This is a genomic window from Streptomyces sp. NPDC051740 (genome assembly GCF_044453165.1).
GTDB classification, from domain to species: Bacteria; Actinomycetota; Actinomycetes; order Streptomycetales; family Streptomycetaceae; genus Streptomyces; species Streptomyces atrovirens.
This window is the reverse complement of the sequence record NZ_JBITCL010000009.1, coordinates 173,507-198,758: the sequence shown is the minus strand read 5'-3', so window position 1 is coordinate 198,758 and position 25,252 is coordinate 173,507. Positions and strand designations below refer to the sequence as shown.

The following is a 25,252-nucleotide window of genomic DNA, read 5'->3' as shown; positions in this document are numbered from 1 at the left end:
CCACTTCCCCTCAATGGAGGGATGGGCCCTGTGAGCCGGCGCTGGAAGTGTGATCAGCGAACCGACTGGCTCCGTCCCGGAGGGCTGACGCATGTACAGACCGGCAACCGCGCGAAGGCTTGCCGGCCGTCTGTCCGGTCCGGTGTTCGGGCCCGGGGACGACGGATACGCGGCCGAGACCGCCGGATTCAACCGGGTCTCGCGGCACCGGCCCGCGATCGCCCTCGGCGCGCGGGACGCGACGCAGGTGCGCAAGGCCGTCGCCTTCGCGGCCGAGACCGGACTGCCGACGGCGGTCCAGGCGACCGGCCACGGCCCCTCGCGCGTCACCGAGGGGACCGGACTGCTCATCAACACCCGCCGGATGGCCGGAGTGACGATCGACCCCGTCGCCGCGGTCGCCCGGGTCGAGGCGGGCGCGCGATGGCACCAGGTCGTCGACGCGGCCGCCGTCCACGGACTCGCCCCGCTCAACGGCTCCTCGCCGCTGGTGGGAGTGGTCGGTTACACCCTGGGCGGGGGACTGGCGCTGCTGTCCCGCGCGTACGGCTTCGCCGCCGACCACGTCACCGCGGTGGACATCGTCACCCCCGACGGACGGCCGCGCACCGCCACCGCACAGCGGCACCCGGACCTCTTCTGGGCGCTGCGCGGCGGCAAGGGCAACTTCGGCGTGGTGACCGCCGTCGAGTTCGGGCTCGTCCCGGTGACCCGGCTCTACGGCGGCGGACTCTTCTTCCCCGGTGACACCGCCGCCGAGGTGCTGCACGCCTGGCGGTCGTGGACCGAGTCCGTGCCGGAGGAGACGGCCTCCTCCCTGGCACTGCTGCGGATGCCCGACCGGGAGCCGGTCCCGCCCTTCCTGCGCGGCGGGTGCGTGGTGCACGTCCGCATCGCCCACCTCGGCCCCGGCGACGAGGGGGAACGGCTGGTCAGGCCCTTGCGCAAGATCGCCCCGACGCTCGTGGACACGCTGGAGGAGATGCCCTACACCCGCTTCGCGGACATCCACGGCGATCCGGCCTCCCCGTTCCCCTACGACGAACGCTCGGTCATGCTGCGCGAGCTGGGCCCGGACGCGGCCGACGACCTGCTCCGCCTCGCCGGCCCCGGCAGCGACTGCACGGACATCGTGGTCGAGGTCCGGCACATGGGCGGCGCGCTCGGCCGGCCGGCCGCGGTGCCGGGCGCCGTCGACCACCGGGACGCCGCGTACTGCCTGACCACGCTCGGACCGCCCGGCGGACGCCCGGAGCACGTCGTGGACGGCATGGCGCACCGGGGAACGGGCCGCAGCCACCTCAACTTCCTCACCGGACCGGGGACCGCCCGGCTGTCCGAGCGGGGCTACGAGCCCGCCGACTACGCACGGCTGGGCGAGATCAAGGCCCGGTACGACCCGGAGAACCTCTTCCGGTTCGACCACAACATCCTGCCGCGTGCGAGGAGCGGGCGAGTCCCCCGCGTGCGGAGCCTCCGACCCCCTGAATACGCCGACTCGGCACACCTTACGAATCCTGGAAGGGACGACTCTCGATGACGACCACCAGCGCGGTGCAGGCCCCGCCGCGAAGCACACCCGGTGCGGGTTCGACCGGGCTCAGGCTCGGAGCCCTCTTCGGCCCCGTGATCTTCGGAGTGACGGCCGCCGGCGTGGCGCTGCCCGATGTCGCCATGTCGATGGAGGTCCGCCCGGCCGTCGCCGGCTGGGTGCTGACGGCGCACGCCCTCGCGCTCGGCGTGGGCACCGCCTTCTTCGGACGGCTCTCCGAGAAGTGGGGCGTGCGCAACACCCTCCTCACCGGAGCCCTGTTCCTGGCCGTCGGCGCGGTGCTGTGCCTGGTCGCCCCGAACTTCGGCACCTTGATCGCCGGCCGGTTCGTCCAGGCGGCGGGTTCCGGCGCCATCACCTCCAGCGCCCTCACGCTCGCGTCGTCGGCGGCGCCCGAACACCGTACGAAGATCCTGGGGATCTTCGGAGCGTCCATGGCGCTCTTCTCCTCCACGGCCACCCTCATGGGCGGCATGGTGACGGACTGGATGCACTGGCGGCTCACGCTGGTGCTGCCGGCCCTCTCCCTGCTGCTGGTGCCCTTCTGCCTGGAGCTCGCGGCCTCCCGCCCCGGCTACGGCAAGGCGGTCGACGTGATGGGCGGCGTCCTGCTGGGCACCGGCGCCACCTCGCTGCTCCTGCTCATCCAGGCGTCCTCCCTCGACCTCGGCACCCCGCTGGTCGTCGCGCTCGCCGTGCTCCTCGTGTTGTCGGCGGCGGGCCTGGTGGCGCACATCGGCAGGCGGCCCGACGGGTTCCTCTCGCGTGAACTGGCCACCGACCGGACCTTCCTGGTCTCCGCGATGATCGGTGTGGGCGGTTACGCCGGTCTGTTCGCCGCGATGTACGCGGTACCGCAGATCCTCACCGTGCAGTACGGCTGGGGCGTGTTCAAGATCGGCGCCTGGCTGTTGCCGGGCGCGGTCGTCGGCGCGGTGGCCGCCCGGGTGGCCAGCAAGCTCACCGTCGGCAGGGGCGGCAGTCTGCTGCTGGCCGGGACCGCCGTGAGCTGCGCGGTGTTCCTGGGGATCGTCGGTCTCGTCGACGGCGGCATCGTCGTCATGCTGATCGGCACGTCGATGGGCATGGCGACGTTCGCGGCCACCCAGGTGCTCACCACCGCCGTGCTGTCCAGCCGTCTCGAGCCCGCCAAGCGCGGCGGCGCCATGGGCGTGCTCAACCTGCTGTTCTTCGTCGGCGGCGGCATCGGCTCCGCCGCGGCCGGAACGCTCTCCGAGCACATGGACCTCACCAGCGCGCTCGCCGTCGTCGCGGCGCTCCCGCTGCTCGCGGGTCTGACCGCCCTGATGCTCCCGCCCGCCCGGGCGCAGCAGGAAGCCTGACCGGGCCGTGCCGGCGAAGACATGAGGACGCCCCTCCCCCGGTCCGCTCCGTCGGGGACCGGGGGAAGGGCGTTGTCGTGGACCGGTTCAGGAGGCCGCCGCGCACGGGTCACTGCCGTTCAGATCCAGCCACAGGGACAGGATCCGCCGCAGCCCGTCGCGTTCGACGCGGAGCTGGTCGTTCTCCAGGCGCAGCTGCTCCATCGGGTCGGCCGTGACGGTGTTCGGCGAGGTCCGCGGGAGCAGCGCGACGTGGCCCGGACGGACCTGGTGGCCGTTGGAGCGGGAGGAAGGGGGCGCCGGTACGTCCGGGGAAAGCGGCGCCGTCGGGGAGAGCCGCCCGACCAGGATCGACTGGTGCAGGACGTGCAGGTCCCGGGCCGGCTCGATGCCGAGGTCCTCGGAGAACCGCATCCTGACGGTGCGGAAGGTCTCCAGGGCGTCCGCCTGCCGGCCCGAGTGGTACAGCGCCAGCATCAGCTGGGCGCAAGCGCGCTCCCGAAAGGGGTTCTCGGTGACGAAACCGGTGAGATCGCCGATGATCTGCTGGTGCCGCCCCAGCCTCAGCGCCACGTCGAAGTACTCCTCCTGCACCGTCAGCCGGTCCTCGTGGAGCCTGACGACGAGCGAGGCCAGCGCCGAGCTGTCGAGGCCCGCCGCGACCGGTCCGCGCCACAGCGCGAGCGCGGACCGCAGCAGTCTCTCGGCGCGCTCCAGCTGGTTGTCGCGGACCATGGCCCGCCCCTGGGAGACCGTCCGCTCGAACGTGAACAGGTCCAGGGCGTCGCCGTGCACGCTGATCCGGTAGCAGGACGGGTGCGTCTCGATCACACTGTCGCGCTCGCTCCCCCTGAGCAGGCGACGAAGGCCGGAGACGCAGATACGGATCTGTCCGTGGGCGGACGCGGGCGGCTTGTCGTCCCACATGGCGTCGACGAGCCGGTCGAGGCTGACCATCTGATTCGGCTGGAGCAGCAGTGCCGTCAATAACTTCTGCCTGCGGACCCCGCTTATGTCGATCTTTTCTCCCCCGTTGGTCACGAGCAGCGGGCCAAGTATTCGGAACGCGTAGTCGGCGCACATATCCATACCCCCGGTAGTGATGTGCGGAACGTCAGATGCGGACGAGCGAGCGTCCGCACGAGTGCAGACGCAGTTGCCATCGGCGTTACGGAAAGGCCGATGGCAACTGCCGTTCTCCGGTCCCCGCGGGAAACTATTCGTAACGGTAGAACTTCGTGTGATCCAGCAGATCGGCCGGTGTCATCGTGTACCACGGCGCGAGCTCGGTGTGCAGCGAGGGGACGTCCGGGTGTTCTTCCACCGGCAGGTACTGCGGAACGTCCGGGTGCTGCTGCTGCCAGATCGACCAGGCCTTGTCGAGGAAGCAGTGGTGCATGAAGAAGATGGGGTCGTTGGGCGACCCGATGTACAGCATGTGCCCCCCGACCCAGGTGTGGCCGGCGCCGTGCAGTTTGCCCAGGTTGGCCTCGTGGGGGAACTTCGCGTACCCCTCGAGGTGGTTGCGCAGGGACTGCGTCTCGGTGCCGTAGCCGGAGGTGTAGTTGTAGGGCGGGGTGTCGTACGTGGGGATGGCGAGGGTGTCCTCCAGCTCCTTCGCGGTGGGCAGGTCGGGGTTCGTGGTGCCGAAGTCGCGGACGAGGTAGTCCCGGTCGTCCGCCGTGTAGTTGCCGTTGAACGCGGGGTGCTCGTCGCCGACCGGGACCACGCTGACGTTGAGCTTCCAGCCGTTGCAGCGGGCGAACGGGCCGGTCATGACCTTGCGGTCACCGGGCCGGCCGTTGCCGCCCATGAAGTCGTCGGCCCACAGCGGCGAGTCCTGGCTCTGGTCCTTGGTCCAGTCCCAGTAGGGGATGGTGACGGTGGGATCGACCCGCTGGAGCGCCCTCTCGAGGACCAGCAGGTACTGGCGGTGCCACGGGAACAGACCCGGGCTCATGTGACCCCAGCGCTTGCCGACGCCGCCGTCCTTGTCCAGGTAGTCGCCCGAGTTGATCCGTATGTGGATCCGGACCAGCTCGTCGTAGACGCCTATTTCCTTGACACGGAGCAACGCGCGGATGAAGCGTTTCTTCTCTCTGGCGGTCATGTTGAGGTGGTTCTTGCGAACGGGAACCATCGGCTTCTTCCTTCTCGGTTCTCTCGCGGCCGGGTCAGGCGTGGTGGTGACCGGCGGACGGCAGCAGGTTCGCCCCGCGCAGCTCGTCGACGGCCTGGCGGCCGGCGGCCAGCGGGGTCGGCTCGTGCCGGTAGTGGCACATCGAGCTGAGGTAGGCGCCCTCTCCCAGCTTCATGAGGTGCAGCTCCCTGCCGTCGATGTGCACCTTCTCGCCGCTCTTCGACACGGTGATCGTGCGGCCCTTGTACTGCTCCGTGTAGAGGTCCCCGGACTCCTCGGCCGCCCGGGGCGCGGCCGCGTCGTCGTTCGCGGCGGCCCAGGTGTTGCCCGCGTGGATGACGGCGGCGGGCGCCGTCACGACGGCGGCCGCGCCCGCTATTCCCTTCATCGCGTCACGTCGATTCACGCTTGTCCTCCCCGTGGGTAATCTTCCGAACAGTGCTAAACGTCCCCGCCAGCCTTCCAGCGGGATGTATCGGAGGGATATCGCGCCGGTGGCCGCGCGGCCGTACCGTGGCCGCGCGGCCGTACCCGGGTCAGATCCGGGAGGAACGCGGCGCGATGTTGTGGTTGAAACGGAAAATATTGGCCGGGTCAACTTTCGCCTTTATCTCGGCCAGCCGGGCGAAAGTGGCCGGTTCATAACCGCTCTCGGTGAGATCCGCGGTGTCGGGACTGGCCAGGAAATTGAGGTAGCGGCGCCCGGTGCCCCACGCGGCCATGCCGTCCACCACGAGCGGGGGCCGGTCGTCGGGGAGGGAGAGGGTCGACAGCGCGAACGCGGCGTCCCGGTGGTCGACGGCGTTCGGCACCTCGGGCGGCCGGCCGACCGCACCGCCCAGCTGCCGCAGCTCCACCACCAGGTCGATGCAGTCGGCGCCCGGACCGGCCAGCGCCAGCAGCGCGTCCGTCGCCGCCCCGTCCAGCTCACGGAGCATCATCGACCGCTCGTTGTAGGGGATCGGCTCGGCCGGGTCGTTGTGGATCTCCCCGCTCCTCGTGTACGGCATGTCGGCCAGGGTGTCGACGACCAGCGGGCCCGACGCGCGCAGCGGCTCGACCAGTTCGTCCCCGTCCTCCGCCGAACCCAGGTAGGCGATCCGGACGTGCACGGTCAACCGGCCGCGCAGGAAGGGCGGGATCGCCTCGACGTCCGGCAGCCGCAGCAACGCCAGGGAGGAGGTGAGGTCCTCGGGCACGGTCGTGGTCCACACGCGCCAGGCGTGCAGCACCTCCGCGGCGGACTCGCCGGCGAAGAAGAGCCCGCCGCCGTACAGTCGCGACACCGGTACGAGGCCGAACTCGAGGGCGGTGACGACGCCGAAGTTGCCCTTGCCGCCGCGCACGGCCCAGAAGAGGTCGGTGTCCTGGTCGGCGGTGGCCCGGTGCGACCGCCCGTCGGGGGTGACGATCTCCACGGCGGTGACCCGGTCGGCGGCGTAGCCGTACTTGCGGGCCATCAGCCCGAGGCCGCCGCCGAGGGTGTAGCCGACCACTCCGGTGATCGGGGAGGAACCGCTGAGCGGGGCGAGGCCGTGCTCGGCGGCCGCCTCGACCACCTCGAACCACTGGGCGCCGGCCTCGACCCGGGCGGTCCTCGTGACCGGGTCGATGCTCACGTCCCGCATCCGCCGGGTGCTGATCAGCAACCCGCCGTCCGCCGCGGTGGACGGGCCGTGGCCGGTGGCCTGGACGGCGATCGGCATCCCGCGGGCGGCGGCGAAGGCCACGGCCTCGCGCACGTCCCCGGCGCCGGCCACGACCGCCACCAGGTCCGGGGAGTGCTCGGTGATCTGGTTGAACCCCTCGAGCTCATGGCCGAAGTCGTCGTCTCCCGGAAGCAGGACCCGTCCGCGGAGCCGTTCGGAGAGTTCCGCCGCGGCCGGCTTCACGATGCTCTTGCCTGTCGTCATCCTCAGTCCTCCCGGACCCGGTTGTTTGTCGGGATGGGACGACTGTTCCAACCGCGGGGGCCGCGGCCCATCCCCCGTTTGAGGAGGATTCGGGCCGCCGGCCGCCGGGACGGACCCGGCGGCCGGCGGCCGTCACCGCGAGGGGGCGACCTCGTCGGGGATCCGGCGCCGCCCGGCGGACCCGCCGCGCATCGTCGCGCCGAGTTCCTCCAGGTCCTCGTGGACGAGGGCCTGGGGTCCGTCGCACAGCGCGGTCGTCGGGTCGGGGTGCACGTCGACGATGACCCCGTCGGCGCCGACGGCCAGCGCCGCCCGGGTGAGGGGCAGCACGAGGTCGCGCCGCCCGCCCGAGTGGGAGGGGTCGACGACGACGGGAAGATGCGACAGCCGCTGGACGACGGGCACGGCGGCGATGTCCAGTGTGTTGCGCGTCGCCGTCTCGAACGTCCGGATGCCGCGTTCGCACAGCACGATGCCGAGGTTGCCGCGCTGCGCGATGTACTCGGCGGCCATCAGCCACTCCTCGACGGTCGCGGACATCCCCCGCTTGAGCATCACCGGCTTGCCCACGTCGCCGACGGCCTGCAGCAGCGCGAAGTTCTGCGCGTTGCGCGTGCCGATCTGCAGCATGTCGGCGTACGCGGCGACCAGTTCGACGTCGTGGGCGTCGACCACCTCGGTGACGACGGGCAGTCCGGTCTCGGCCCGGACGTCGGCGAGGATCCTCAGCCCCGCCTCTCCCAGGCCCTGGAAGGCGTAGGGGGAGGTCCTGGGCTTGAAGGCGCCGCCCCGCAGCACGGTCGCGCCCGCCGCCCGGGCCATGAGCGCCGCCCGCAGCGTCTGCTCCGGCGTCTCCACCGCGCAGGGCCCGGCGATCAGCGTCGGGGCCCCGGGGCCGATCGGTACCCCGCCCACCCGGACCACCGACCGCTCCGGATGGCTCTGCCTGCTGATCAGCTTGTACGGCACCGAGACGCGCAGCACCTCGGCGACCCCGCGCAGGGCACCGAGGCTGAGCGTGCCGAACTGCTCGACGTCGCCGACCAGTCCGACGACGGTGCGGCTCGTGCCGCGGCTGACGAACGCCTCGCCGCCCGCCGACTCGACCCGCGCGACGACCGCGGCGAGGTCCGACGCCGTGGCCTGCGGCATCATCACGATCACCATGTCTCAACCCCGGACAACGGCCTGCCCCCAGTCCTCGTCGGGCCCGAACAGCTTGCGCGGCTTCATGGCGTCCAGCCGCTCCGTCAGCAACGCGGTCGGCACCAGCGTGCCCTCGGGCACCGCGCCGGCCACGCAGGGCACCCCGAGTTCCGCCTCGACGGACGCGGCGAGCGACGCGGCGGCCGCCCCGCCGTCCGGGCCGGGCACCTCGATCTCGACGACCAGACGGTCCCGTTCGGCCCTGGCCCGCCAGAACAGCACGCCGTAGGAGGCCGGGAGCCGGTAGACCAGCTCCTCCACCTGGATCTGCCCGAGGCGCCGCCCGGCGACCGTGTGACCCTGGCCGAGCCGGCCCAACACCCGCACGGTGGGGAGCCGCCACCCGCACGGGCAGTCCTCGTACCGCAGTTCCACCACGTCCTCGAGGTTGTAGCGCACCAGCGGCATCGCCTCCCGGTACAGGGGGGTGATGACCAACTGCCCGGTGCCCTCGGCCGTGACGTCGCCGGTCTGCGGGTCGTAGATCTCCGGCAGCACCCGGTCGGCCCAGAAGTGCATCCGGCCGTACGGGCAGTCGCTGCCCAGCGGGCCGACCTCGGTGCAGCCGTACTCCTCGATGACCGGGGCGCCCCAGAGCTCCTCGATCCGGCGGCGGCGCGCGCTGCTCATCGGCTCGCCCGCCACGTACAGCGCCCGCAGCGACGTGAAGGAGCCGACGGGATGGCCGGCGGCCTTGGCCGCCGCGACCCACAGCAGACTCTCGCTCGGCGTGGACCAGGTCAGCGTCACCTCGAGGTCGCGCAGTACGCGCACGACCCGCGAATAGGGCACCGCGAGAGAGCGGCAGTCGCCGGGGACGACGGTCGCGCCGCCGCGCATGGCGGCCCAGTGGGCCATGTGCCCGGCGAGCACCAGCCCGTAGGGGATGCGCACCAGCATGGTGTCCTGAGGGCCGAGCGGGACGGTCTTGCGGACGAACCGGTCGGCCAGGTCGGTCCACTCCGCCTCCGTGAAGTAGGCGGGAGTGGGGTTACCGGTGCTGCCGCTGGACTCGTGGTAGGTGGCCAGGCGCTCCTTGGGCACGCCGAGCATGCCGAAGGGGTAGCTGTCGCGCAGGTCCGACTTCCCGGTGAGGCCCACCGTGGACAGTTCCTGCCCGGCCCGAAGACGCTTCGCGTAGAACGGCGAGTCGAGGGCGTGCCGCAGCGTCGGCCCGATCCGCTCCCGCTGGAGCGCCCGCAGCTCGTCGAAGGTCTTCCAGTCGCCGATGGCCGGCAGCGCGCCGGTTGCCCCGGTGTTCAGGGTGACGGTCACAGATCCGCTCCCACCCGCGCGGCCTCGGTGAGGGCGCCGGAGGAGATCATCTCCACGACCGCGGCGATGTCGTCGTCCATCTGCCGGTCCCTGGCGGCGAAGGGGACCTCCTTGCGGATGCGCGTGTGCACGGCCCTGGTACGGGGGCTCATCTCGTCGACGCCGCGCAGTTCGACGGCCTGGCAGGCCGCGAGGAGATGGATGGCCGCGACCTCACGGGTCAGTTCGATCACGTTGCGCGCGTCGCGCGCCGCGATCGGGGCCATGCTGACCTTGTCCTGGTTGTGCGCCTCGGTGGAGCGGGAGAAGGTGGAGGCCGGGCCCGCGTGCTTGAGCGCCTCGGCGGTGAGCGAGGAGCACGCGATCTGCATGCCCTTGAAACCGTGCTGCAGCCCGGCCTCGGTGTCGTCGTCGTCCACCCGGGCGATCAGGTTGGGCGTGAGGCCGTTGTTGAACTTCTCGTCGACCAGGAGCGCGAGCTGCCGGTCGAGCAGGTCGGCGACGCCGGCGACGGCGGTCTTCAGCGAGTCCATCGCGGTGACGACGTGCCCGCCGTAGAAGTTGCCGCCGCTGTACACGGCGCCCGTGGAGGGGTCGAACAGCGGGTTGTCGCTGGAGGAGTTGATCTCCACCGTCATCCAGGTGCGGACCCAGTCCAGCATGTCCCGCAGCACGCCGTTGACGTGCGGGGCGCAACGCAGCGAGTAGCGGTCCTGGATGCTGCGCGTGAGCTTCTGGTAGTGCCGGCCGTCCAGCGGGACGTTCAGGTCGACGACCTGGTCGTAGGTCATGGCGAGCGCGGAGCCCTCGAGCAGTTCGTGGATGAGCGCGGCACTGGCGCCCTGGCCGCTGTGCGGCTTCTCGGCGTGGATGAACGGCGCGTAGTGGCCCCGGTTGCCGAGCATGCCCTCGCTCGCCAGCGCGGTGCAGATGTCCGCCACCTCGGCGAGTTCGGCCGCCGCCTCGGTGTTCAGGACGGCGAACGCCGAGCTGAAGGAGGTGCCGTTGATCAGCGCGAGCCCGTCCTTGGCCTCCAGCGTCACGGGCTCGAGGCCCAGTTCGGCCAGCACGTCCGCGGTCGGGCGCGTCTCGCCGCGGTGGCGCACCTTGCCCTGGCCGGTCAGCGCGTGGGCGAGGTAGCAGAGCGGGACGAGGTCGCCGCTGGCGCCGACCGAGCCGCGTTCGGGAATGGTCGGCAGGACGTCGTGCCGGAGGAAGTCCAGCAGCAGGTCCACGACGGGGAGGCTGACGCCGGAGTTGCCCCGGGCCAGGCAGTTGGCGCGGATCAGCAGGGTGGCGCGCACGACCTCGTCGGAGGCCAGCGGGCCGGTTCCGTTCAGGTGGTAGCGGATCAGCTCGTTCTGCAGCCGCGCGGTCTTCTCGGGAGATATCTGCCGGTTGACGCTGTCACCGAAACCCGTCGTCACCCCGTAGATGGGCTTGCCGGTCGCGAGGATCTCCAGCTTCAGGTTCCGGGAGGCGTTCATGGCCCGCAACGCGCTCTCGGAGACCGCGAAATCCGAACCTTCGCGGGAGGCGGCGGCCACGGTCTGGCCGATGCTCAGGCCGTGCCCGTCAATCTTCATGGTCGTCACTTGTGGACACCTTTCTCGCCGGTTGTCCACGAGTCTTGACCGCTGATGTTCTCCGTCGATATCGGAAACGCCCCGTACGCGATATCCGGACGAGATGCCGGAGATACCCGCCCTCATCAGGGTTGTTCCCAAGACCGGCACGGAGAAATGAGGAACTCCCATGATCTCCAACGGCGCGTTCGGCAGGCGGCTCCGCCTGCGGCGCCTCTACCGAAACGATTCCGAACGGCTGCTGATCGTGCCGCTGGACCACTCGGTGAGCGACGGTCCGATCACCGGCGGCGAGGGGCTCGACGCGCTCGTGGGCCGGTTGGCCACCCATGGGGTGGACGCGGTCGTCCTGCACAAGGGCAGTCTCCGGCACGTCGATCCCGCCTGGTTCGGCAGCACCTCGCTCATCGTCCATCTGAGCGCCGGCACCGTGCACGCCGCCGACCCGGACGCCAAGTACCTGGTGGCCGGCGTCGAGGAGAGCCTGCGGCTGGGCGCGGACGCGGTGAGCGTGCACGTCAACCTGGGCTCGGACAGCGAACAGCAGCAGATATCCGACCTGGCCGCGGTCGCCGACGCCTGCGACCGCTGGAACGTGCCGCTGCTGGCGATGATGTACCCCCGCGGCCCCAGGATCAGCGATCCGCGCGATCCCGCACTGGTCGCGCACGCGGTGTCCCTGGCCGCCGATCTCGGAGCCGACCTGGTGAAGGCCCCGTACGTCGGTTCGGTGACGGAGATGAAGGAGATCACCTCCCGCTCTCCCGTCCCGGTCATCACCGTCGGCGGCCCGCGCAACGACGACGAGGGCCAGGTCCTGGCGCAGGTCGGCGAGGCGCTGAGCGCGGGCGTCGCGGGCGTGGCCATGGGCCGCAACGTCTTCGAGGCGCCCGATCCCGGCGCCATGGCCGCGAAGCTGGCCCACCTCATCCACAGTGTGTGACCTCTAGGAGCCCTACGCATGAAGCTCAGTTGGCTGGACATCCGGAACCTCGACGAGGCGCGGGACGCCATCGTCCAGGAGGCGCTGCACCAGCGGGTCGACGGCATCGTCGCGTCGGACCCGGCAGCCCTCGAGGGCCTGCCCCCGACCGTCACCAAGGTGCTGTTCCCCCGGGGCAAGGCCCTCCCGGAGGACTTCGGCGAGGCCACCGTGGTCATCGTGGACCCGGACTTCCACAAGATCACCCCCGCCGAGCTGGCGATCCGGCATCCGGGGCTGGAATTCGGCCGGTTCGTGGAGATCGTCGACGCGAAGACGCTCGAGGACGCCTGCCAGTCGGCGCGCACCGAGCAGTGGAGCCTGCTGCTGTTCCGCGACCCCACCAAGATCCCGCTGGAGATCGTCATCGCGGCGTCCGCCGCTTCCCGGGGCAGCCTGATCACGGTGGCCGCCGACGTGGAGGAGGCCGAGATCATCTTCGGCGTGCTCGAGCACGGTTCCGACGGCGTCATGATGGCGCCCCGCAAGGTCGGCGACGCGACCGCCCTGAAGGCCGTGGTGAACGCCGAGACCCCCGACCTGACCCTGACCGAGCTCGAGGTCGTCAGCACCGAGCACGTCGGCATGGGCGAGCGCGCCTGCGTCGACACGTGCACCTACTTCCGCAAGGACGAGGGCATCCTGGTCGGGTCGCACTCCAAGGGCATGATCCTCTGCGTCAGCGAGACCCACCCGCTGCCGTACATGCCGACCCGCCCGTTCCGGGTGAACGCCGGCGCCATCCACTCGTACACGCTGTCCAAGGACGGCCGCACCAACTACCTCAGCGAGCTGAAGGCGGGCAGCAAGGTCGTGGCCGCCGACGTCGAGGGCCGCACCCGGCTCGTCACCGTGGGCCGGGTCAAGATCGAGACCAGGCCGCTGATCTCGGTGAACGCGGTTTCCGCCGACGGCCGCGAGGTCAACCTGATCCTGCAGGACGACTGGCACGTGCGGGTGCTGGGCCCGGGTGGCACGGTCCTCAACAGCACCGAGCTCAAGCCCGGCGACAAGGTGCTCGGCTTCCTGCCGACGGAGGACCGGCACGTCGGCTACCCGCTCGACGAGTTCTGCCTCGAGACGTGACGTAGTGGACGCGCTCCTGTTCGTTCCGGTCCGGGCCGGCGACCACGAGGGCGCGCCGGCCGTCGTGCGTACGGCCCGGCCGGGTGCCGGCCGGGAGCGGGTCGGCCTCGCCTTCACCGGCGAGGAACGGCTCCACGCGGCGCTGGGGCCCACCCAGCGGTGGATCCGGTTGTCACGGCCCGCACTCCTGGCGCTGCTCCGGCCGCTCGGGATCGAGGACGTCCGGACCGACCCGCTCTACGTCGGACCGGAGATGCCGAGGATGCCGGAGCCGGCGGATCTGCCGGCCGTGGACCTCCACGCGGACGGGTCCGTCCTGGCCGGGGCGTCCCGTCATGCGCAGTGGTTGCCGGACGAGGTGTGGTGACGGCGGCCGGCTCCGGCCGCCGTCACCGGCCCGGTACCGCCAAGTGGCGTACGGTGGTGTTCGATTGGGGACAGGCAAGGCTCATCTCATCATCCACAGGTCACCCCGGAACGGAGTGCCGGAGCATGCCCACTGCCATCGGACGCGACGAGCTCATCTCACGTGCCGGACGTGCCGACAGCCCGCACACGCTGTTCAGCACGCTCGCGACGCAACTGCGCAGGGTGGTCCCGTACGACGCCGCCGTCTGGCGTGCCACGGACCCGGAGACCGGGATGGTCACGTCGCCGGTCTTCGCGGAGAACATCGAGGATCACAGCTGCGCCGTCTACTGGCAGTACGAGCTGTTCACGGAGAAGGTCAACCTGTTCCGGGACCTCGCGCTGGCGCCGGTGCCGGTGGCGAGCCTGTGGGCCGCCACCGGCGGGGAGCCCGAGCGCAGTTCCCTGTACCGGGGCTTCCTGGCACCGCGCGGGGTGCACGACGAACTGCGGGCCGTACTGCGGGTGGACGGCAGGCCGCACGGGTACGTCAGCCTGTTCCGCGAGAAGGGGCGGGCCGAGTTCAGCACCGGGGAGCGCGCGTTCCTGGAGGACCTGGGCACGCCGATAGCCCGCCTGCTCAGGGCGTACGCCAAGCGGCGCCCCGAGCCCTCCGAAGACGCGCTGACCGGCACCGGGCTGCTGCTGTTCGACGCCGACGGCGCCCTGGTCTCGGCCAACGACGAGGCACGGCGCTATCTGGAGGAGATGCCGGAGGGCCCCGCCTCGCTCACCGCGCTCGGCATCCGCGTACCGCTGTGGGTGCACGGCACCGCGATGCGGGCCAGGGCGATCGCGGAGGAGCGCGGCGGCGACACCGCGCGGATCAGGATGCGCACCCGCACCGGCCGCTGGCTGGTCTGCCACGCGTCCTGCCTGCGGGGAGCCGACGGACGGGTGGGGGTCTCCGCGGTGGTCATCGAACGCGCCCCGGTCTCCGACGTCACACCGCTCATCGTGCAGGCCTACGAGCTGTCGGAAAGGGAGTTCGAGGTCACCCAGCGGGTGGCGCGCGGCCTGTCCACCAGCGGCATCTCCGAGGAGCTCCATCTGTCGCCGCACACCGTGCGCGACCACATCAAGGCGATCTTCGGGAAGCTCGGCGTGTCCAGCCGCGGCGAGCTGGTGGGCCAGCTGTTCACCGAGTACTACGACCCCGCGCCCCCGTCCCCTTCCGTCACCGGCCGACGGGGCCAGGGGGTGTCGTTCGGATCGGGCCGGCTCCGGTGAGCGGTGCTTTGCAGCCGAGTCGAGCGGGGTCCGGTGGTGGGGGAGCGCACGGGCCGTTCGCCCTGGGCTCCAGCAGCGAGGTCGTCTTCCTCACCGACCGGCAGCGGGAGGTGGCGCTGCGGACGGTCGTCGAGGCCGTCGCCGGCCGCGTCCCCGTACTTGTGTCATCAGGGACCCGCCGGCACCCGGACCGTTCCTGGTCACCTGGCCGGGCACCGGGGAGCCCGCACCCCCCTCCATGTCCCGATCGCCACGAGGACTGCCGGAAAAGCTCGATTGATCAGCGCGCCTCCACTCCATACGCTGTCCAGGTAAGCCTTACCTGACTTGCTCGGCAAGTCCGGTGCCCCGCTCCCGACCACAGCCCGCTGTCCGGACGTGCGAGCCCCGGCACCCCGGACCGGAAGTGGAACACGGGTCGATGAGAACACCACGCTCGCCGCGGTACGCGGTCGGGAGCCGCTGAACCATGATCGAGAAGCTCACCGCAGTACTGCCCGACCTGGCGCCCTGGCGCTCCTCCCGCGACTTCCGCCTCCTGTGGGTGCAGGGCCTGGTCACCTACCTCGGCAGCGTGATGGCGCTGATCGCGCTGCCGCTCCAGATCAAGGAACTGACCGGCTCACCGCTCGCGGTGGGCGCGATGGGCGCCGTCGAACTGGTGCCGCTGGTGGTCTTCGGCCTGTACGGCGGGGCACTCGCGGACGCGGTCGACCGGCGCAAGGTCATCGTGCTCACCGAGGTGGGACTGGGACTGCTGGCCGTCGTCCTGCTGCTGAACGCGCTGCTGCCGCACCCCATGCTGTGGCCGCTGTACGTGGTGGCGGCCGGGGTCGCGGCGCTCGCCGGGCTCCAGCGCCCCGCCCTGGACTCACTGCTGGCCCGGATCGTCCCGCACGAGCAGCTCGCCGCCGCGGCCGCGCTGAACGCCCTGCGCTGGCAGGCGGGCGCGATCGGCGGACCCGCGCTGGCCGGCCTCGTGGTGGCGTACGCGGGCAACGTCCCCGCCTACGCCACCACCGTGGTCTGCTTCTTCGCGTCGGTCCTGATGTGCCGCCGGCTCTCACCCGTGCCGCCCGTCGAGCACGCCGCCAAGCCGTCGTTGCGCGGCATCGCCGAAGGAGCCAGGTACGCCTGGTCACGGCCGGTGCTCCTGGGCACGTACGCGGTGGACCTGGCGGCGATGTTCTTCGCCTTCCCCAACACCATCTTCCCCTTCCTCGCCGACGAGCTCGACGCCGACTGGTCACTGGGCCTGATGTACTCGGCGGGCGCCGTCGGGTCACTGCTGCTCAGCCTGACCAGCGGCTGGGTCTCCCGCACCCGGCGGCACGGCCTGCTGGTGGTGTTCGGCGCCGCCGGCTGGGGCCTGGCCATGGCGGCGGCCGGCTGGACGTCGAACGTCTGGCTGGTCCTGGCGTGCCTCGGCCTGGCGGGAGCGGGGGACATGCTCAGCGGTCTCGGCCGCTCGACCATCTGGAACCAGACCATCCCCGACCGGCTGCGCGGCCGGCTCGCCGGCATCGAGGTCCTCTCCTACAGCGTCGGCCCCCAGCTCGGCCAGGTCCGCGCCGGGGCGATGGCCGGCTGGACCGGCGCCCGCCCGGCGATCTGGAGCGGCGGCCTCGCCTGCGTCGCCGCGGTGGGCCTGCTCGCCGCCGCGCTGCCCAAGCTCATCAGCTACGACGCCCGCACCGACGAGGACGCCCGCCGCCGCGCCGGCGAGGGCACCGCGACCACACCCGACCGTGAGGACGCCGGCGCCGGTCGGTGACCCGCCGCCCGGCGGGACGGGACGACATGGCCAAGGGCCCGCGCCACCGCGGACGGCGCCGGTTCGTGGCGGTCCGTACGCGGGTGGCAGCGTGACCACCACGGTCACGCTGCCACCGAGCGACCTCCCGACCGGGAGGCGAGGGCCGGCGAACGTACGGAGTCCTACCCGAGGGTCATCGCGTAGATCTGCACCCGGGGATCGTCCGGCAGGCCGACGGAACGCACCGTCTTCGACGCGTCGAGTTCCGCGGAGGAACCGAACAGTCGCACCGGCGGGCCGTCCACGCCCTGCCCGCGCTTGATCCGGTGCGGCATCTCCAGGGCGACGGAGCCGCCCTGCGGTGCCGCTCCCGCCCAGTCGCCCACGGTGACCGGCAGTCCGGCGGTGGTTCCGTCGGTGTAGCGGACGGTGAGCGTGGTCGTCACCGGGCCGTGGTGGGCCGCGGCGACCAGGCGCAGCGCGCCGTACGAGCCGGCCGGGAGCAGCATGGCCTGACCGCGGGCCTCGACGAAGTTCGCGGCCGTCCCGGACGGATCGGGAGCGTCGTAGGTCACGCCGTCCCGGACGACCGGACCTGCCGCGGGCAGCAGATCACCGTCGTAGCTCCATCCCCCTCCGTCGAAGTCGCCCTCGCCGGACGCCGCGACGGTCGCGGTTCCGTCGTGGTTCAGCTCCTTGCCGAGGTCCACGGCACACTGCTCGTCGGTGTCCGCCGCGCAGCGGGCCGCGGCGCGCACCTCGATGGTCGCGGTCCGTTCCACGCTCCCCACGCCCTTCGCGTCCGCCGTGATCCGCACGGTGTACGTACCCGGTGCGGTTCCGGCCGGCACGGTCACGTCCACCGCCGCGGTCCGCTGGACCGGGAGCCGATGGGACGTGAGCGAGAAGGGCTCGGAGGTCTTCACGGTCCAGCCGCCGGGGGCCTGCGCGTCCACGCCGACCCGCAGCGTGCCGGGGGACTGGCCCAGCACGTCCAGGTCCAGACGGACGCTCTGCGCGCTGCCGGCCGTCGGCAGGACGTCGGAGCCGGTGCGGAGCGACGCGTCGAGGTGCCGGCGGGAATCGGCCGCCGCGCGGTTCACGGACGGCGGCTCCGCGGTCTTGCCCGTGCCCCACGCCGACGGCTCGCCGCTCATCTCGAAGGCGAGGGTTCCGCCCTTGGCGACCGCGTCCCAGTCCAGCCAGGTCCTGCGCAGGTTCTTCCCGTCGAACTCCGCCCGCTCCACGTAGCGTTCGGTGTCGCTCGTGCCCGGCGCCTCGACGGTCAGAGTGCCGCCCTGCCGGTTCCCGTAGGCGCCGATGCGAATGACCGCCGACGGGAACTGCGGGCTGGAGACGGCGAGGAAGTCACCGCCGTTCGTCGTCGGGTACAGCCCCAGGGACGAGAAGACGTACCAGGCCGACATGGTGCCCAGGTCGTCATTGCCGGTCATGCCGTCGGGCCCGTCCGTGAAGAGCGTCATCGCGGCGCGCACCACGGTGGCGGTCTTGGCGGGCGCCCCGGCCCACAAGTACATGTACGGGGAGTGCAGATCGGGCTCGTTGTTCGGGTTGTAGGTCGGCTTCCCGTAGTAGTCGTACGGTGCCGAGATCCAGTCCTCGCGGGCGGTCCCGGCGGGGTCCGCGAGGAGCTTGTCGTACGCGAAGAAGGCGTCGAGCCGCTTCTCGGCCTCCCGCCTGCCGCCCATCAGGGACACCAGCCCGGCCGGGTCCTGGGGCACCAGCCACTGGTACTGGTGGGCGCCGCCCTCGTGGAACTGGTGGCCCGCCTCCACGGGGTCGTACGGCGTCAGCCAGGTGCCGTCGGTCGTACGCGGCCGGAACTGCTTGATCGAGGAGTCCCACAGGTTCCGGTACCACTGACCGCGTGCCGCGAACACGCGGGCGTCCGCGGTGTGCCCCAGCCCCTTGGCCATCAGCGCCAGCGACGCGTCCGCCGCCGCGTACTCCAGGGTCGCCGAGGCGGGATGACGGCAGTCGTTGTCGCCGCCCTTGTCCGGACAGTCCTTCCCCGGTTCCAGCCCGCTGGGGATGTAGCCACGCTCCTGGTAAGTGACGCTTCCCGCACGGCCGTTGTAGGGGGAGTCGTCCGGCGGCGTACCGAGGGCGTTCTTCCGCAGGAGCGCGTACGCCTCCTTCTCGTGGCCCGCGAGCAGGCCCTTGGACCACGCCTCGACGAGGAAGGGGGTCACCGGGTCACCGGTCATGATGTTGGTCTCGCTGTTGGCGAGCGACCAGCGCGGCAGCCAGCCGCCGTCCCGTCCGATCGCGACGACCGACAGGGCGACATCGCGGGCGACCTCCGGCTGCAGCATCTGGAGCAGTTGGTTCTGCGGCCGGTGGGTGTCCCACAGCGACAGGTTCTGGTAGGGCGTGAACCCGGACGCGGTGTGGGTCCTGCCGTCGAAGCCCGCGTACCGGCCGTCGACGTCTCCGGCCAGGTTCGGGTGCAGTTGCGCGTGGTAGAGGGCCGTGTAGAAAGCGCGTCGCCGTTCGGCCGGCCCACCGCCGATCCTGACGGCGGCGAGCTGCCGCTCCCAGGTGGCGTGCAGTGCCGCGCGGGTGGCGTCGAAGTCGTACGAGTCGTCCGTCTCCGCCTCCAGGTTCTTCCGGGCACCGTCGAGGCCCGTGTAGGAGAGCCCCACCTTGACGACGACGTCACGGTCGGCGCCGGCGTCGAAGGTCACCCAGGCGCCGTTGCCGCCCTCGCCGGCCGCGTCCCGCTCACCGGGGGCGGGGGTGGTGCCCCGCCAGGTGCCGTGCGAGACGAACGGCCGGTCGAAGGCCGCCGTGAAGTAGACGGTGTGCCGGTCCTTGCCCGCGCAGAAGTTGCCCGCCTCGACCCGGCCCTCGACCGTCCGGTCGCCGACGACATGCACCTCCGAGCTGTACACCCGCTGGTTGGCCTTGCCCGTGTTGAACAGGACGTTGGCGCGGTCGGTCGAGGGGAAGGTGTAGCGCTGCCATCCCGTGCGGGGTGTGGCGGTCAGTTCGGCGTCGATGTCGTACGTCTTCAACCCGACGCGGTAGTAGCCGGGTTCGGCGTCCTCGTCGTCGTGCGAGTAGGCCGAGCGGTAGGCCTCGGGGTCGACGTCGTCGACCGCTCCGGTGGTCGGCATGAGCGGCAGCTCGCCCATGACGGAACAGCCGACGCCGGAGAGGTGGGTCTGGCTGAACCCGTGGATCCTGTCCTGCTGGTGGTCGTAGCCTCCCTGGCCGCCGGTGTCCGGACTGACCTGGACCATGCCGAAGGGGGCACTCGCGCCGGGAAAGGTGTTGCCGAAGTTCTGTGTGCCGATGAACGGGTTGACCAGGGAGGTGAGTTGAGGGTCGGCCGCGGGGGCCTGGGCGACGGCCGGCACCGGTCCCAGGGCGCCGCCGGCGACGAGCAGTGCGGCGAGGACCGTCGATGCGCGGTGACGCAACCGGCGGAGGGGTCTGTGCATGGAAGCGGTCTCCTGTTCCTCACCCGTCATGTGCTGCGCGACATGAGGGGTGAACTCCGAGCGACGGACGGAGCGGGCGCCTTCGACCGGTCACACGTGCGGTGCTCGGGCAGGGGCGGGGAGCACGCACCCCGACATGGGCCGATCGGTTCGTGCGCAGGTCATCGGTGTGAGCCTCCCCCCGCAGTGCGATCAGCGGCATCCGGCTGGACGGAAGCGGACTAGATCACGCGCTTGACATCGTTGTCAACACCTTTGGCGCCGACCGGTCCCTGACGTGAGCGGACGAGAACTCGGGTCCCCGGCCCGCGTGAGGTCCGAAATCCTCCACCGGAGTTGCCGGTTCCGTGGGTGCGGGGCACCGCGCCGGCTCCGCGGAGGAGACGGTCCCGCGCTCGTCCTCCCCGGATTCTCCCCACGGGGCGCTTGGTGTTGGATGGGTCGACCGACGCACGCCGACACCGAGGTGAGAGATGCGGTTCACGACTCGACCCACACTTCAAGGCACCTTCGGCATGGTGTCCTCCACCCACTGGCTGGCCTCGCAGTCGGCGATGGCCGTGCTGGAGGACGGCGGCAACGCCTACGACGCGGCCGTGGCCGGGGCCTTCGTCCTGCACGTCGTCGAGCCGCACCTCAACGGCCCGGCCGGCGAGGTGCCGATCCTGCTCGCGCCGGCCGGCGGCGAGGTGCGGGTGCTGTGCGGGCAGGGCGTCGCCCCGGCCGGGGCGACCGTCGCCCACTACAAGGGGCTCGGCCTGGACCTCGTCCCCGGCACCGGACCGCTCGCCGCGGCCGTGCCCGGCGCCTTCGACGCCTGGCTGCTCCTGCTGCGCGACCACGGCACCAAGACCCTCGCCGACGTCCTGAAGTACGCCGTCGGGTACGCCGAGGACGGGCACCCGCCCGTGGAGCGCGTCGGCGGGACGGTGGAGACCGTACGCGAGCTGTTCGAGACGGAGTGGACCTCCTCGGCCGAGGTGTACCTGCCCGGCGGCCGGTCCCCGCGCGCCGGTGAGCTCTTCCGCAACCCCGCCCTCGCCGCCACCTGGAAGCGGCTGCTGTCCGAGGTCGCCGGGGCCGGGGACCGGGAGGCGCAGATCGACGCCGCGCGGGAGGTGTGGCGGACCGGGTTCATCGCCGAGGCACTGGTCCGGCAGGCCGGGCGCCCCACCATGGACACCAGCGGCGAGCGCCACACCGGCACCCTGACCGCCGCCGACCTCGCCGGCTGGTCCGCCACCTACGAGACCCCGGTGACGTACGACTTCGACGGCTGGACCGTGTGCAAGGCCGGCCCCTGGAGCCAGGGCCCGGTCCTGCTCCAGCAACTCGCCCTGCTCCCGCCGGAACTGCCCCGCTACGGCTCCGCCGAGTACATGCACCTGCTGATCGAGGGCTGCAAGCTCGCCATGGCCGACCGCGAGGCCTGGTACGGGGACGCGGCCGAGGTGCCGCTCGACGACCTGCTGTCGGCCGAGTACAACGCCGAGCGGCGGACCGGGGTCGGCCCCCGCGCCTCCCACGACCTGCGGCCCGGCAGCCCCGGCGGGCGCACCCCCAAGCTGAGCGCCCACGCGCGCGTGGTGGCCACCGAGGACCCCGGATTCGGTCCGATGGGTGCCGGGGAGCCCACCGTCGCCAAGAGCCCGACGTCCCCCGTGCCCGGCGAACCCGACGTCTCCGCCGACGGCGGCACCCGCGGCGACACCTGCCACCTGGACGTCGTCGACCGCTGGGGCAACATGATCGCGGCCACCCCCAGCGGCGGCTGGCTCCAGTCCAACCCCGTCGTCCCCGAACTCGGCTTCCCGCTCGGCACCCGGCTGCAGATGACCTGGCTGGAGGAGGGACTGCCGGGCACCCTCACCCCCGGCCGCCGCCCCCGGACCACGCTCACCCCGTCCATGGCCCTGCGCGACGGGGTGCCCGTCATGGCGTTCGGCACGCCCGGCGGGGACCAGCAGGACCAGTGGCAGCTGCACTTCTTCCTCGCCGTCGCCCTGCGCGAGCGGGTACGCGGCGGACTCGACCTCCAGGGCGCCGTCGACGCCCCCAACTGGCACAACGACAGCTTCCCCGGCTCCTTCTACCCGCGCGGCATGCGCCCCGGCAGCGTCACCGTCGAGTCCCGCACGGACCCGGCGGTGGTGGAGGAGCTCCGCCGGCGCGGCCACGAGGTGGTCGTCGGCGACGCCTGGTCGGAGGGCCGGCTCTGCGCGGTCGCCCGGGACCCGGCCACCGGCGTCCTCTCCGCGGCGGCCAACCCGCGCGGCATGCAGGGCTACGCGGTGGGCCGCTGAGCCCATGACGCCGTGGGCGGGCACCCCGTTTTCATCCCGATTCCACCCGCTGTGCACCGGGCGGGCGGGGATTGTCAGTGGCGCGTGCTCTCATGGAGGCATGATCGAGACCAACGAAACCATCGACGAGTTTCTCGCCCGGCACACCTCCGACGTGGAGGAACTGGTCCGCACGGCCGCGGCGCAGGAGATCGTGCCGCGCTGGCGGCGGCTCGGCGAGCACGACGTGGACCTCAAGGCCGGCCCGCACGACCTGGTGACGGACGCCGACCGCAACGCCGAGCTGTATCTCACGGACGCGCTCGCCGCCCTGCTGCCCGGCTCGGTCGTGGTCGGCGAGGAGGCGGTGCACGCCAACCCGGCGTCGTACGAGGCGATACAGGCCGAGGCGCCGGTGTGGATCGTCGACCCCGTCGACGGGACCCGCCAGTTCGTGCGCGGCGAAAGCGGCTTCTGCACCCTGGTCGCCCTCGCGCGGGGCGGAGTCGTGCACGCCTCCTGGACCTACGCCCCCGCCCGCGACCAATTCGCCACGGCCGTACGGGGACGGGGCGCGCACCTCGACGGCGAGCGGCTGCGCGCGGGCTCCCCGGAACCCGGCCGCGACCTCCGGGTGGCCACCTCCCACCCGGACTACACCACGGACGAGCAGAAGCGCGCCCTGCTCGGCCTGTGGACGGACGGCGTGGCACCCCGCCCCTGCGGCTCCGCCGGACTGGAGTACCTGGCCGTCGCCCGCGGCGAGTCCGACGCCACCGCGTTCAGCTGGGAAGCCGCGTGGGATCACGCGGCCGGTCTGCTCCTCGTGGAGGAGGCGGGCGGCGCCCACCTCACCCGCGCGGGCGAGCCCTTCGGCATCAGGGGCGGCAACACCCTGCCCTTCGCCGCGGCCCGCGACGCGGCCACCGCCCGCCGGGTGGTGGAACTGCTGACGGACGGAGCCTGATGGCACACCCCCGCCCAAGGCCCCGGGAGAACGCCGGCGCCCAGGCATATCCTGATCCCCCAGTGGCCGTCGGCTGACAAAGGAGTCCGAAGGTGCCGTCGATGCTCGATGCGGTCGTGGTGGGAGCGGGGCCGAACGGGCTGACCGCTGCCGTGGAGCTGGCCCGGCGCGGCTTCTCGGTGGCCCTGTTCGAGGCGAAGGACACCGTCGGCGGCGGCGCCCGCACCGAGGAACTCACCCTCCCCGGCTTCCACCACGACCCCTGCTCCGCCGCCCACCCCCTCGCCGTCAACTCACCCGCGTTCCGCGCCCTCCCACTGGAGCGCTACGGGCTTCGGTGGCTGCACCCGGAACTCCCCATGGCGCACCCCTTCCCCGACGGCACGGCGGCCGTGCTGTCCCGGTCGGTCGGGGAGACGGCCGCCTCCTTCGGACCGCGCGACGCCGGCGCGTACCGCCGGCTCGTCGAGCCCTTCCTGCCCAAGTGGGACACCCTGGCCCGCGACTTCATGTCCCTGCCGATGACCGCGCTGCCCCGCGACCCGGTCACCCTCGCCCGCTTCGGCCTGCTCGGCCTGCCCCCGTCGACGTGGCTCACGCGCCGCTTCCGCGACGAGCGGGCCCGCACCCTGTTCGCCGGCCTCGTCGCCCATGTCATGGCCCCGCTCGGCGGCTTCGCCACCGGCGCCGTCGGCCTGGTCTTCGCCCTCGCCGCGCACGCCCGCGGCTGGCCCGTCGCCCGCGGCGGCTCCCAGGCCATCTCCGACGCCCTCGCCGCGTATCTGAAGGACCTCGGAGGCAGCGTCCACACCGACTACGAGGTCAAGCGCCTCGACGACCTGCCGCCGGCCCGGGCGTACGTCTTCGACACCTCGCCCACCGCCCTGGCCCGCATCGCCGGCTTCGGCGACCACTACGCGAACTACCGTTACGGCCCCGGCGTCTTCAAGATCGACTACGCGCTGGACGGCCCCGTGCCCTGGACCGCGCCGGAGGCCCGCACCGCCGGCACCGTGCAGATCGGCGCGGACAGCGACGAGATCGGCGCCGCCCTGCGCGCCGCCTCCCGCGAGGGCCGCGCCCCCGACGCGCCCTTCCTCATCACCGTGCAGCCCGGAGTCGCCGACCCCACCCGCGCCCCGGCCGGCAAACACGTCTTCTGGGCGTACGGACACGTGCCCAACGGCTGGACCGGCGACCTCACCGACGCCATGGAACGCCAACTGGAGCGCTACGCCCCCGGATTCCGCGACCGCGTCCTGGCCCGCGCCACCGCGGGACCGCCCGAACTCGCCGCCCGCAACGCCAACTACGTCGGCGGGGACATCGCCTCCGGCGCGGTCTCCGGGCTCCAGCTCCTGCTGCGCCCCAAACTCTCCCTGTCCCCATACACGACCCCGCACCCGGCCGTCTTCATCTGCTCGTCGGCCACCCCACCCGGCCCCGGTGTGCACGGCATGTCGGGACACAACGCGGCGAAGGCCGTGTGGAGGAGGCTGCGCCGGACATGACCCCCACGATCACGCTCGTCCAGGGTGACATCACCCGTCAGAGCGCCGACGCGATCGTCAACGCGGCGAACTCGTCCCTGCTCGGCGGGGGAGGCGTGGACGGTGCGATCCACCGCCGGGGCGGCCCGGAGATCCTGGCCGAATGCCGCACCCTGCGCGCCTCCCGGTACGGCAGGGGCCTGCCGACCGGCCAGGCGGTCGCCACCACCGCCGGCCGCCTCGACGCCCGCTGGGTGATCCACACCGTCGGCCCGGTGCACCAGGGTTCGGACAGCGATCCCGCGCCGCTCGCCTCCTGCTACCGGGAGTCGCTTCGCGTGGCCGACGAGTTGGGTGCCCGGACGGTCGCGTTCCCGGCGATCTCCACCGGCGTGTACCGGTGGCCGATGGACGACGCGGCCCGCATCGCGGTGGAGACGGTCCGGAACACGCCGACCGCCGTCGAGGAGGTGAGGTTCGTCCTCTTCGACGACCGGGCGTACGAGGCGTTCTCCCGGCAAGTCGGCTGACGGGAACCACGGGAACCGCGCAGCCGGCCGAGCACCGTC

19 protein-coding genes are annotated in these 25,252 nt (G+C 72.1%); 11 read left to right on the top strand and 8 right to left on the bottom strand.

Annotated features, from left to right (window positions below; all coding sequences use genetic code 11):
• Positions 1-91 precede the first annotated feature (91 nt).
• Both bagK and bagJ read left to right on the top strand, forming a co-directional pair.
• Positions 92-1,540, top strand: coding sequence for a bagremycin/ferroverdin biosynthesis FAD-dependent oxygenase BagK/FevA1 (gene bagK, locus ACIA6T_RS17730; RefSeq protein WP_399447386.1), 1,449 nt, complete (start codon positions 92-94; stop codon positions 1,538-1,540).
• Positions 1,537-2,895: a bagremycin/ferroverdin transporter BagJ/FevB gene (gene bagJ, locus ACIA6T_RS17725; protein WP_399447385.1), complete on the top strand. Its 1,359-nt coding sequence runs from the start codon at positions 1,537-1,539 to the stop codon at positions 2,893-2,895. Before bagK ends, bagJ begins: the two co-directional genes overlap by 4 nt.
• Before the next feature lie 87 nt (positions 2,896-2,982).
• Here bagJ and bagI read toward each other — a convergent pair whose 3' ends face one another.
• From bagI to bagA, 7 genes are all read right to left on the bottom strand, one after another.
• Positions 2,983-3,984 (bottom strand): AfsR/SARP family transcriptional regulator BagI/FevR, encoded by a 1,002-nt coding sequence (gene bagI, locus ACIA6T_RS17720; RefSeq protein WP_399447384.1) that lies wholly within the window; start codon positions 3,982-3,984, stop codon positions 2,983-2,985.
• 127 nt (positions 3,985-4,111) lie between these two features.
• Positions 4,112-5,035 carry a bagremycin/ferroverdin biosynthesis o-aminophenol oxidase BagH/FevF gene (gene bagH, locus ACIA6T_RS17715; RefSeq protein ID WP_399447383.1) on the bottom strand — a complete coding sequence of 308 codons (924 nt, stop codon included), beginning with the start codon at positions 5,033-5,035 and terminating at the stop codon, positions 4,112-4,114.
• 34 nt (positions 5,036-5,069) lie between these two features.
• Positions 5,070-5,441 (bottom strand): bagremycin/ferroverdin biosynthesis copper chaperon BagZ/FevE, encoded by a 372-nt coding sequence (gene bagZ, locus ACIA6T_RS17710; RefSeq protein ID WP_399447382.1) that lies wholly within the window; start codon positions 5,439-5,441, stop codon positions 5,070-5,072.
• 130 nt (positions 5,442-5,571) lie between these two features.
• Complete coding sequence (gene bagG, locus ACIA6T_RS17705; RefSeq protein ID WP_399447381.1) at positions 5,572-6,948, bottom strand: bagremycin/ferroverdin biosynthesis FAD-dependent oxygenase BagG/FevA2; 1,377 nt, start codon at positions 6,946-6,948, stop codon at positions 5,572-5,574.
• A gap of 132 nt (positions 6,949-7,080) precedes the next feature.
• Positions 7,081-8,115, bottom strand: a complete 1,035-nt coding sequence (bagF, locus tag ACIA6T_RS17700; protein WP_399447380.1) for a phospho-2-dehydro-3-deoxyheptonate aldolase BagF/FevY — start codon at positions 8,113-8,115, stop codon at positions 7,081-7,083.
• Between the two features lie 3 nt (positions 8,116-8,118).
• Positions 8,119-9,429, bottom strand: a complete 1,311-nt coding sequence (bagE, locus tag ACIA6T_RS17695) for a bagremycin/ferroverdin synthetase BagE/FevW (protein ID WP_399447379.1) — start codon at positions 9,427-9,429, stop codon at positions 8,119-8,121.
• Positions 9,426-11,015, bottom strand: coding sequence for a bagremycin/ferroverdin biosynthesis tyrosine ammonia-lyase BagA/FevW (bagA, locus tag ACIA6T_RS17690; RefSeq protein WP_399447485.1), 1,590 nt, complete (start codon positions 11,013-11,015; stop codon positions 9,426-9,428). Before bagA ends, bagE begins: the two co-directional genes overlap by 4 nt.
• 169 nt (positions 11,016-11,184) lie before the next feature.
• Between bagA and bagB the strand changes: the two genes are divergently transcribed.
• The 5 genes from bagB to ACIA6T_RS17665 all read left to right on the top strand — a co-directional run bounded on the left by bagB (position 11,185) and on the right by ACIA6T_RS17665 (position 16,495).
• Positions 11,185-11,958 carry a bagremycin/ferroverdin biosynthesis DhnA-type aldolase BagB/FevI gene (gene bagB / locus ACIA6T_RS17685; protein WP_385197350.1) on the top strand — a complete coding sequence of 258 codons (774 nt, stop codon included), beginning with the start codon at positions 11,185-11,187 and terminating at the stop codon, positions 11,956-11,958.
• Positions 11,959-11,976: 18 nt separating this feature from the next.
• Positions 11,977-13,083, top strand: a complete 1,107-nt coding sequence (bagC, locus tag ACIA6T_RS17680) for a bagremycin/ferroverdin biosynthesis 3,4-AHBA synthase BagC/FevH (RefSeq protein WP_385053804.1) — start codon at positions 11,977-11,979, stop codon at positions 13,081-13,083.
• Between the two features lie 4 nt (positions 13,084-13,087).
• Positions 13,088-13,450 (top strand): SAV_915 family protein, encoded by a 363-nt coding sequence (locus ACIA6T_RS17675; RefSeq protein ID WP_399447378.1) that lies wholly within the window; start codon positions 13,088-13,090, stop codon positions 13,448-13,450.
• Between the two features lie 125 nt (positions 13,451-13,575).
• A complete protein-coding gene (bagY, locus tag ACIA6T_RS17670) occupies positions 13,576-14,721 on the top strand; it encodes a LuxR family transcriptional regulator BagY/FevT (RefSeq protein WP_399447377.1) in 1,146 nt (381 codons plus the stop codon).
• A 469-nt stretch (positions 14,722-15,190) separates the two neighbouring features.
• Positions 15,191-16,495 (top strand): MFS transporter, encoded by a 1,305-nt coding sequence (locus ACIA6T_RS17665; RefSeq protein WP_399447376.1) that lies wholly within the window; start codon positions 15,191-15,193, stop codon positions 16,493-16,495.
• A 164-nt stretch (positions 16,496-16,659) separates the two neighbouring features.
• Here ACIA6T_RS17665 and ACIA6T_RS17660 read toward each other — a convergent pair whose 3' ends face one another.
• Complete coding sequence (locus ACIA6T_RS17660; protein WP_399447375.1) at positions 16,660-19,944, bottom strand: GH92 family glycosyl hydrolase; 3,285 nt, start codon at positions 19,942-19,944, stop codon at positions 16,660-16,662.
• Positions 19,945-20,417: 473 nt separating this feature from the next.
• Between ACIA6T_RS17660 and ACIA6T_RS17655 the strand changes: the two genes are divergently transcribed.
• From ACIA6T_RS17655 to ACIA6T_RS17640, 4 genes are all read left to right on the top strand, one after another.
• Positions 20,418-22,247 carry a gamma-glutamyltransferase family protein gene (locus tag ACIA6T_RS17655; RefSeq protein ID WP_399447374.1) on the top strand — a complete coding sequence of 610 codons (1,830 nt, stop codon included), beginning with the start codon at positions 20,418-20,420 and terminating at the stop codon, positions 22,245-22,247.
• Between the two features lie 100 nt (positions 22,248-22,347).
• Complete coding sequence (locus ACIA6T_RS17650; RefSeq protein WP_399447373.1) at positions 22,348-23,193, top strand: inositol monophosphatase family protein; 846 nt, start codon at positions 22,348-22,350, stop codon at positions 23,191-23,193.
• Positions 23,194-23,294: 101 nt separating this feature from the next.
• On the top strand, positions 23,295-24,704 hold the full coding sequence (locus ACIA6T_RS17645) for a phytoene desaturase family protein (RefSeq protein WP_399447372.1): 1,410 nt from the start codon (positions 23,295-23,297) through the stop codon (positions 24,702-24,704).
• Positions 24,701-25,213: an O-acetyl-ADP-ribose deacetylase gene (locus ACIA6T_RS17640; protein ID WP_399447371.1), complete on the top strand. Its 513-nt coding sequence runs from the start codon at positions 24,701-24,703 to the stop codon at positions 25,211-25,213. Before ACIA6T_RS17645 ends, ACIA6T_RS17640 begins: the two co-directional genes overlap by 4 nt.
• The last annotated feature ends 39 nt before the right edge of the window (positions 25,214-25,252 follow it).

Bases quoted from the DNA above. Each gene is read 5' to 3' on its own strand.
- bagJ (WP_399447385.1), top strand. From the start codon at position 1,537: ATGACGACCACCAGCGCGGTGCAGGCCCCGCCGCGAAGCACACCCGGT.
- bagK (WP_399447386.1), top strand. From the start codon at position 92: ATGTACAGACCGGCAACCGCGCGAAGGCTTGCCGGCCGTCTGTCCGGT.
- bagY (WP_399447377.1), top strand. From the start codon at position 13,576: ATGCCCACTGCCATCGGACGCGACGAGCTCATCTCACGTGCCGGACGT.
- bagF (WP_399447380.1), bottom strand. From the start codon at position 8,115: ATGGTGATCGTGATGATGCCGCAGGCCACGGCGTCGGACCTCGCCGCG.
- bagH (WP_399447383.1), bottom strand. From the start codon at position 5,035: ATGGTTCCCGTTCGCAAGAACCACCTCAACATGACCGCCAGAGAGAAG.
- bagA (WP_399447485.1), bottom strand. From the start codon at position 11,015: ATGAAGATTGACGGGCACGGCCTGAGCATCGGCCAGACCGTGGCCGCC.
- bagB (WP_385197350.1), top strand. From the start codon at position 11,185: ATGATCTCCAACGGCGCGTTCGGCAGGCGGCTCCGCCTGCGGCGCCTC.
- ACIA6T_RS17645 (WP_399447372.1), top strand. From the start codon at position 23,295: ATGCTCGATGCGGTCGTGGTGGGAGCGGGGCCGAACGGGCTGACCGCT.
- ACIA6T_RS17650 (WP_399447373.1), top strand. From the start codon at position 22,348: ATGATCGAGACCAACGAAACCATCGACGAGTTTCTCGCCCGGCACACC.
- ACIA6T_RS17660 (WP_399447375.1), bottom strand. From the start codon at position 19,944: ATGCACAGACCCCTCCGCCGGTTGCGTCACCGCGCATCGACGGTCCTC.
- ACIA6T_RS17640 (WP_399447371.1), top strand. From the start codon at position 24,701: ATGACCCCCACGATCACGCTCGTCCAGGGTGACATCACCCGTCAGAGC.
- bagG (WP_399447381.1), bottom strand. From the start codon at position 6,948: ATGACGACAGGCAAGAGCATCGTGAAGCCGGCCGCGGCGGAACTCTCC.
- bagI (WP_399447384.1), bottom strand. From the start codon at position 3,984: ATGGATATGTGCGCCGACTACGCGTTCCGAATACTTGGCCCGCTGCTC.
- bagC (WP_385053804.1), top strand. From the start codon at position 11,977: ATGAAGCTCAGTTGGCTGGACATCCGGAACCTCGACGAGGCGCGGGAC.
- ACIA6T_RS17655 (WP_399447374.1), top strand. From the start codon at position 20,418: ATGCGGTTCACGACTCGACCCACACTTCAAGGCACCTTCGGCATGGTG.
- ACIA6T_RS17665 (WP_399447376.1), top strand. From the start codon at position 15,191: ATGATCGAGAAGCTCACCGCAGTACTGCCCGACCTGGCGCCCTGGCGC.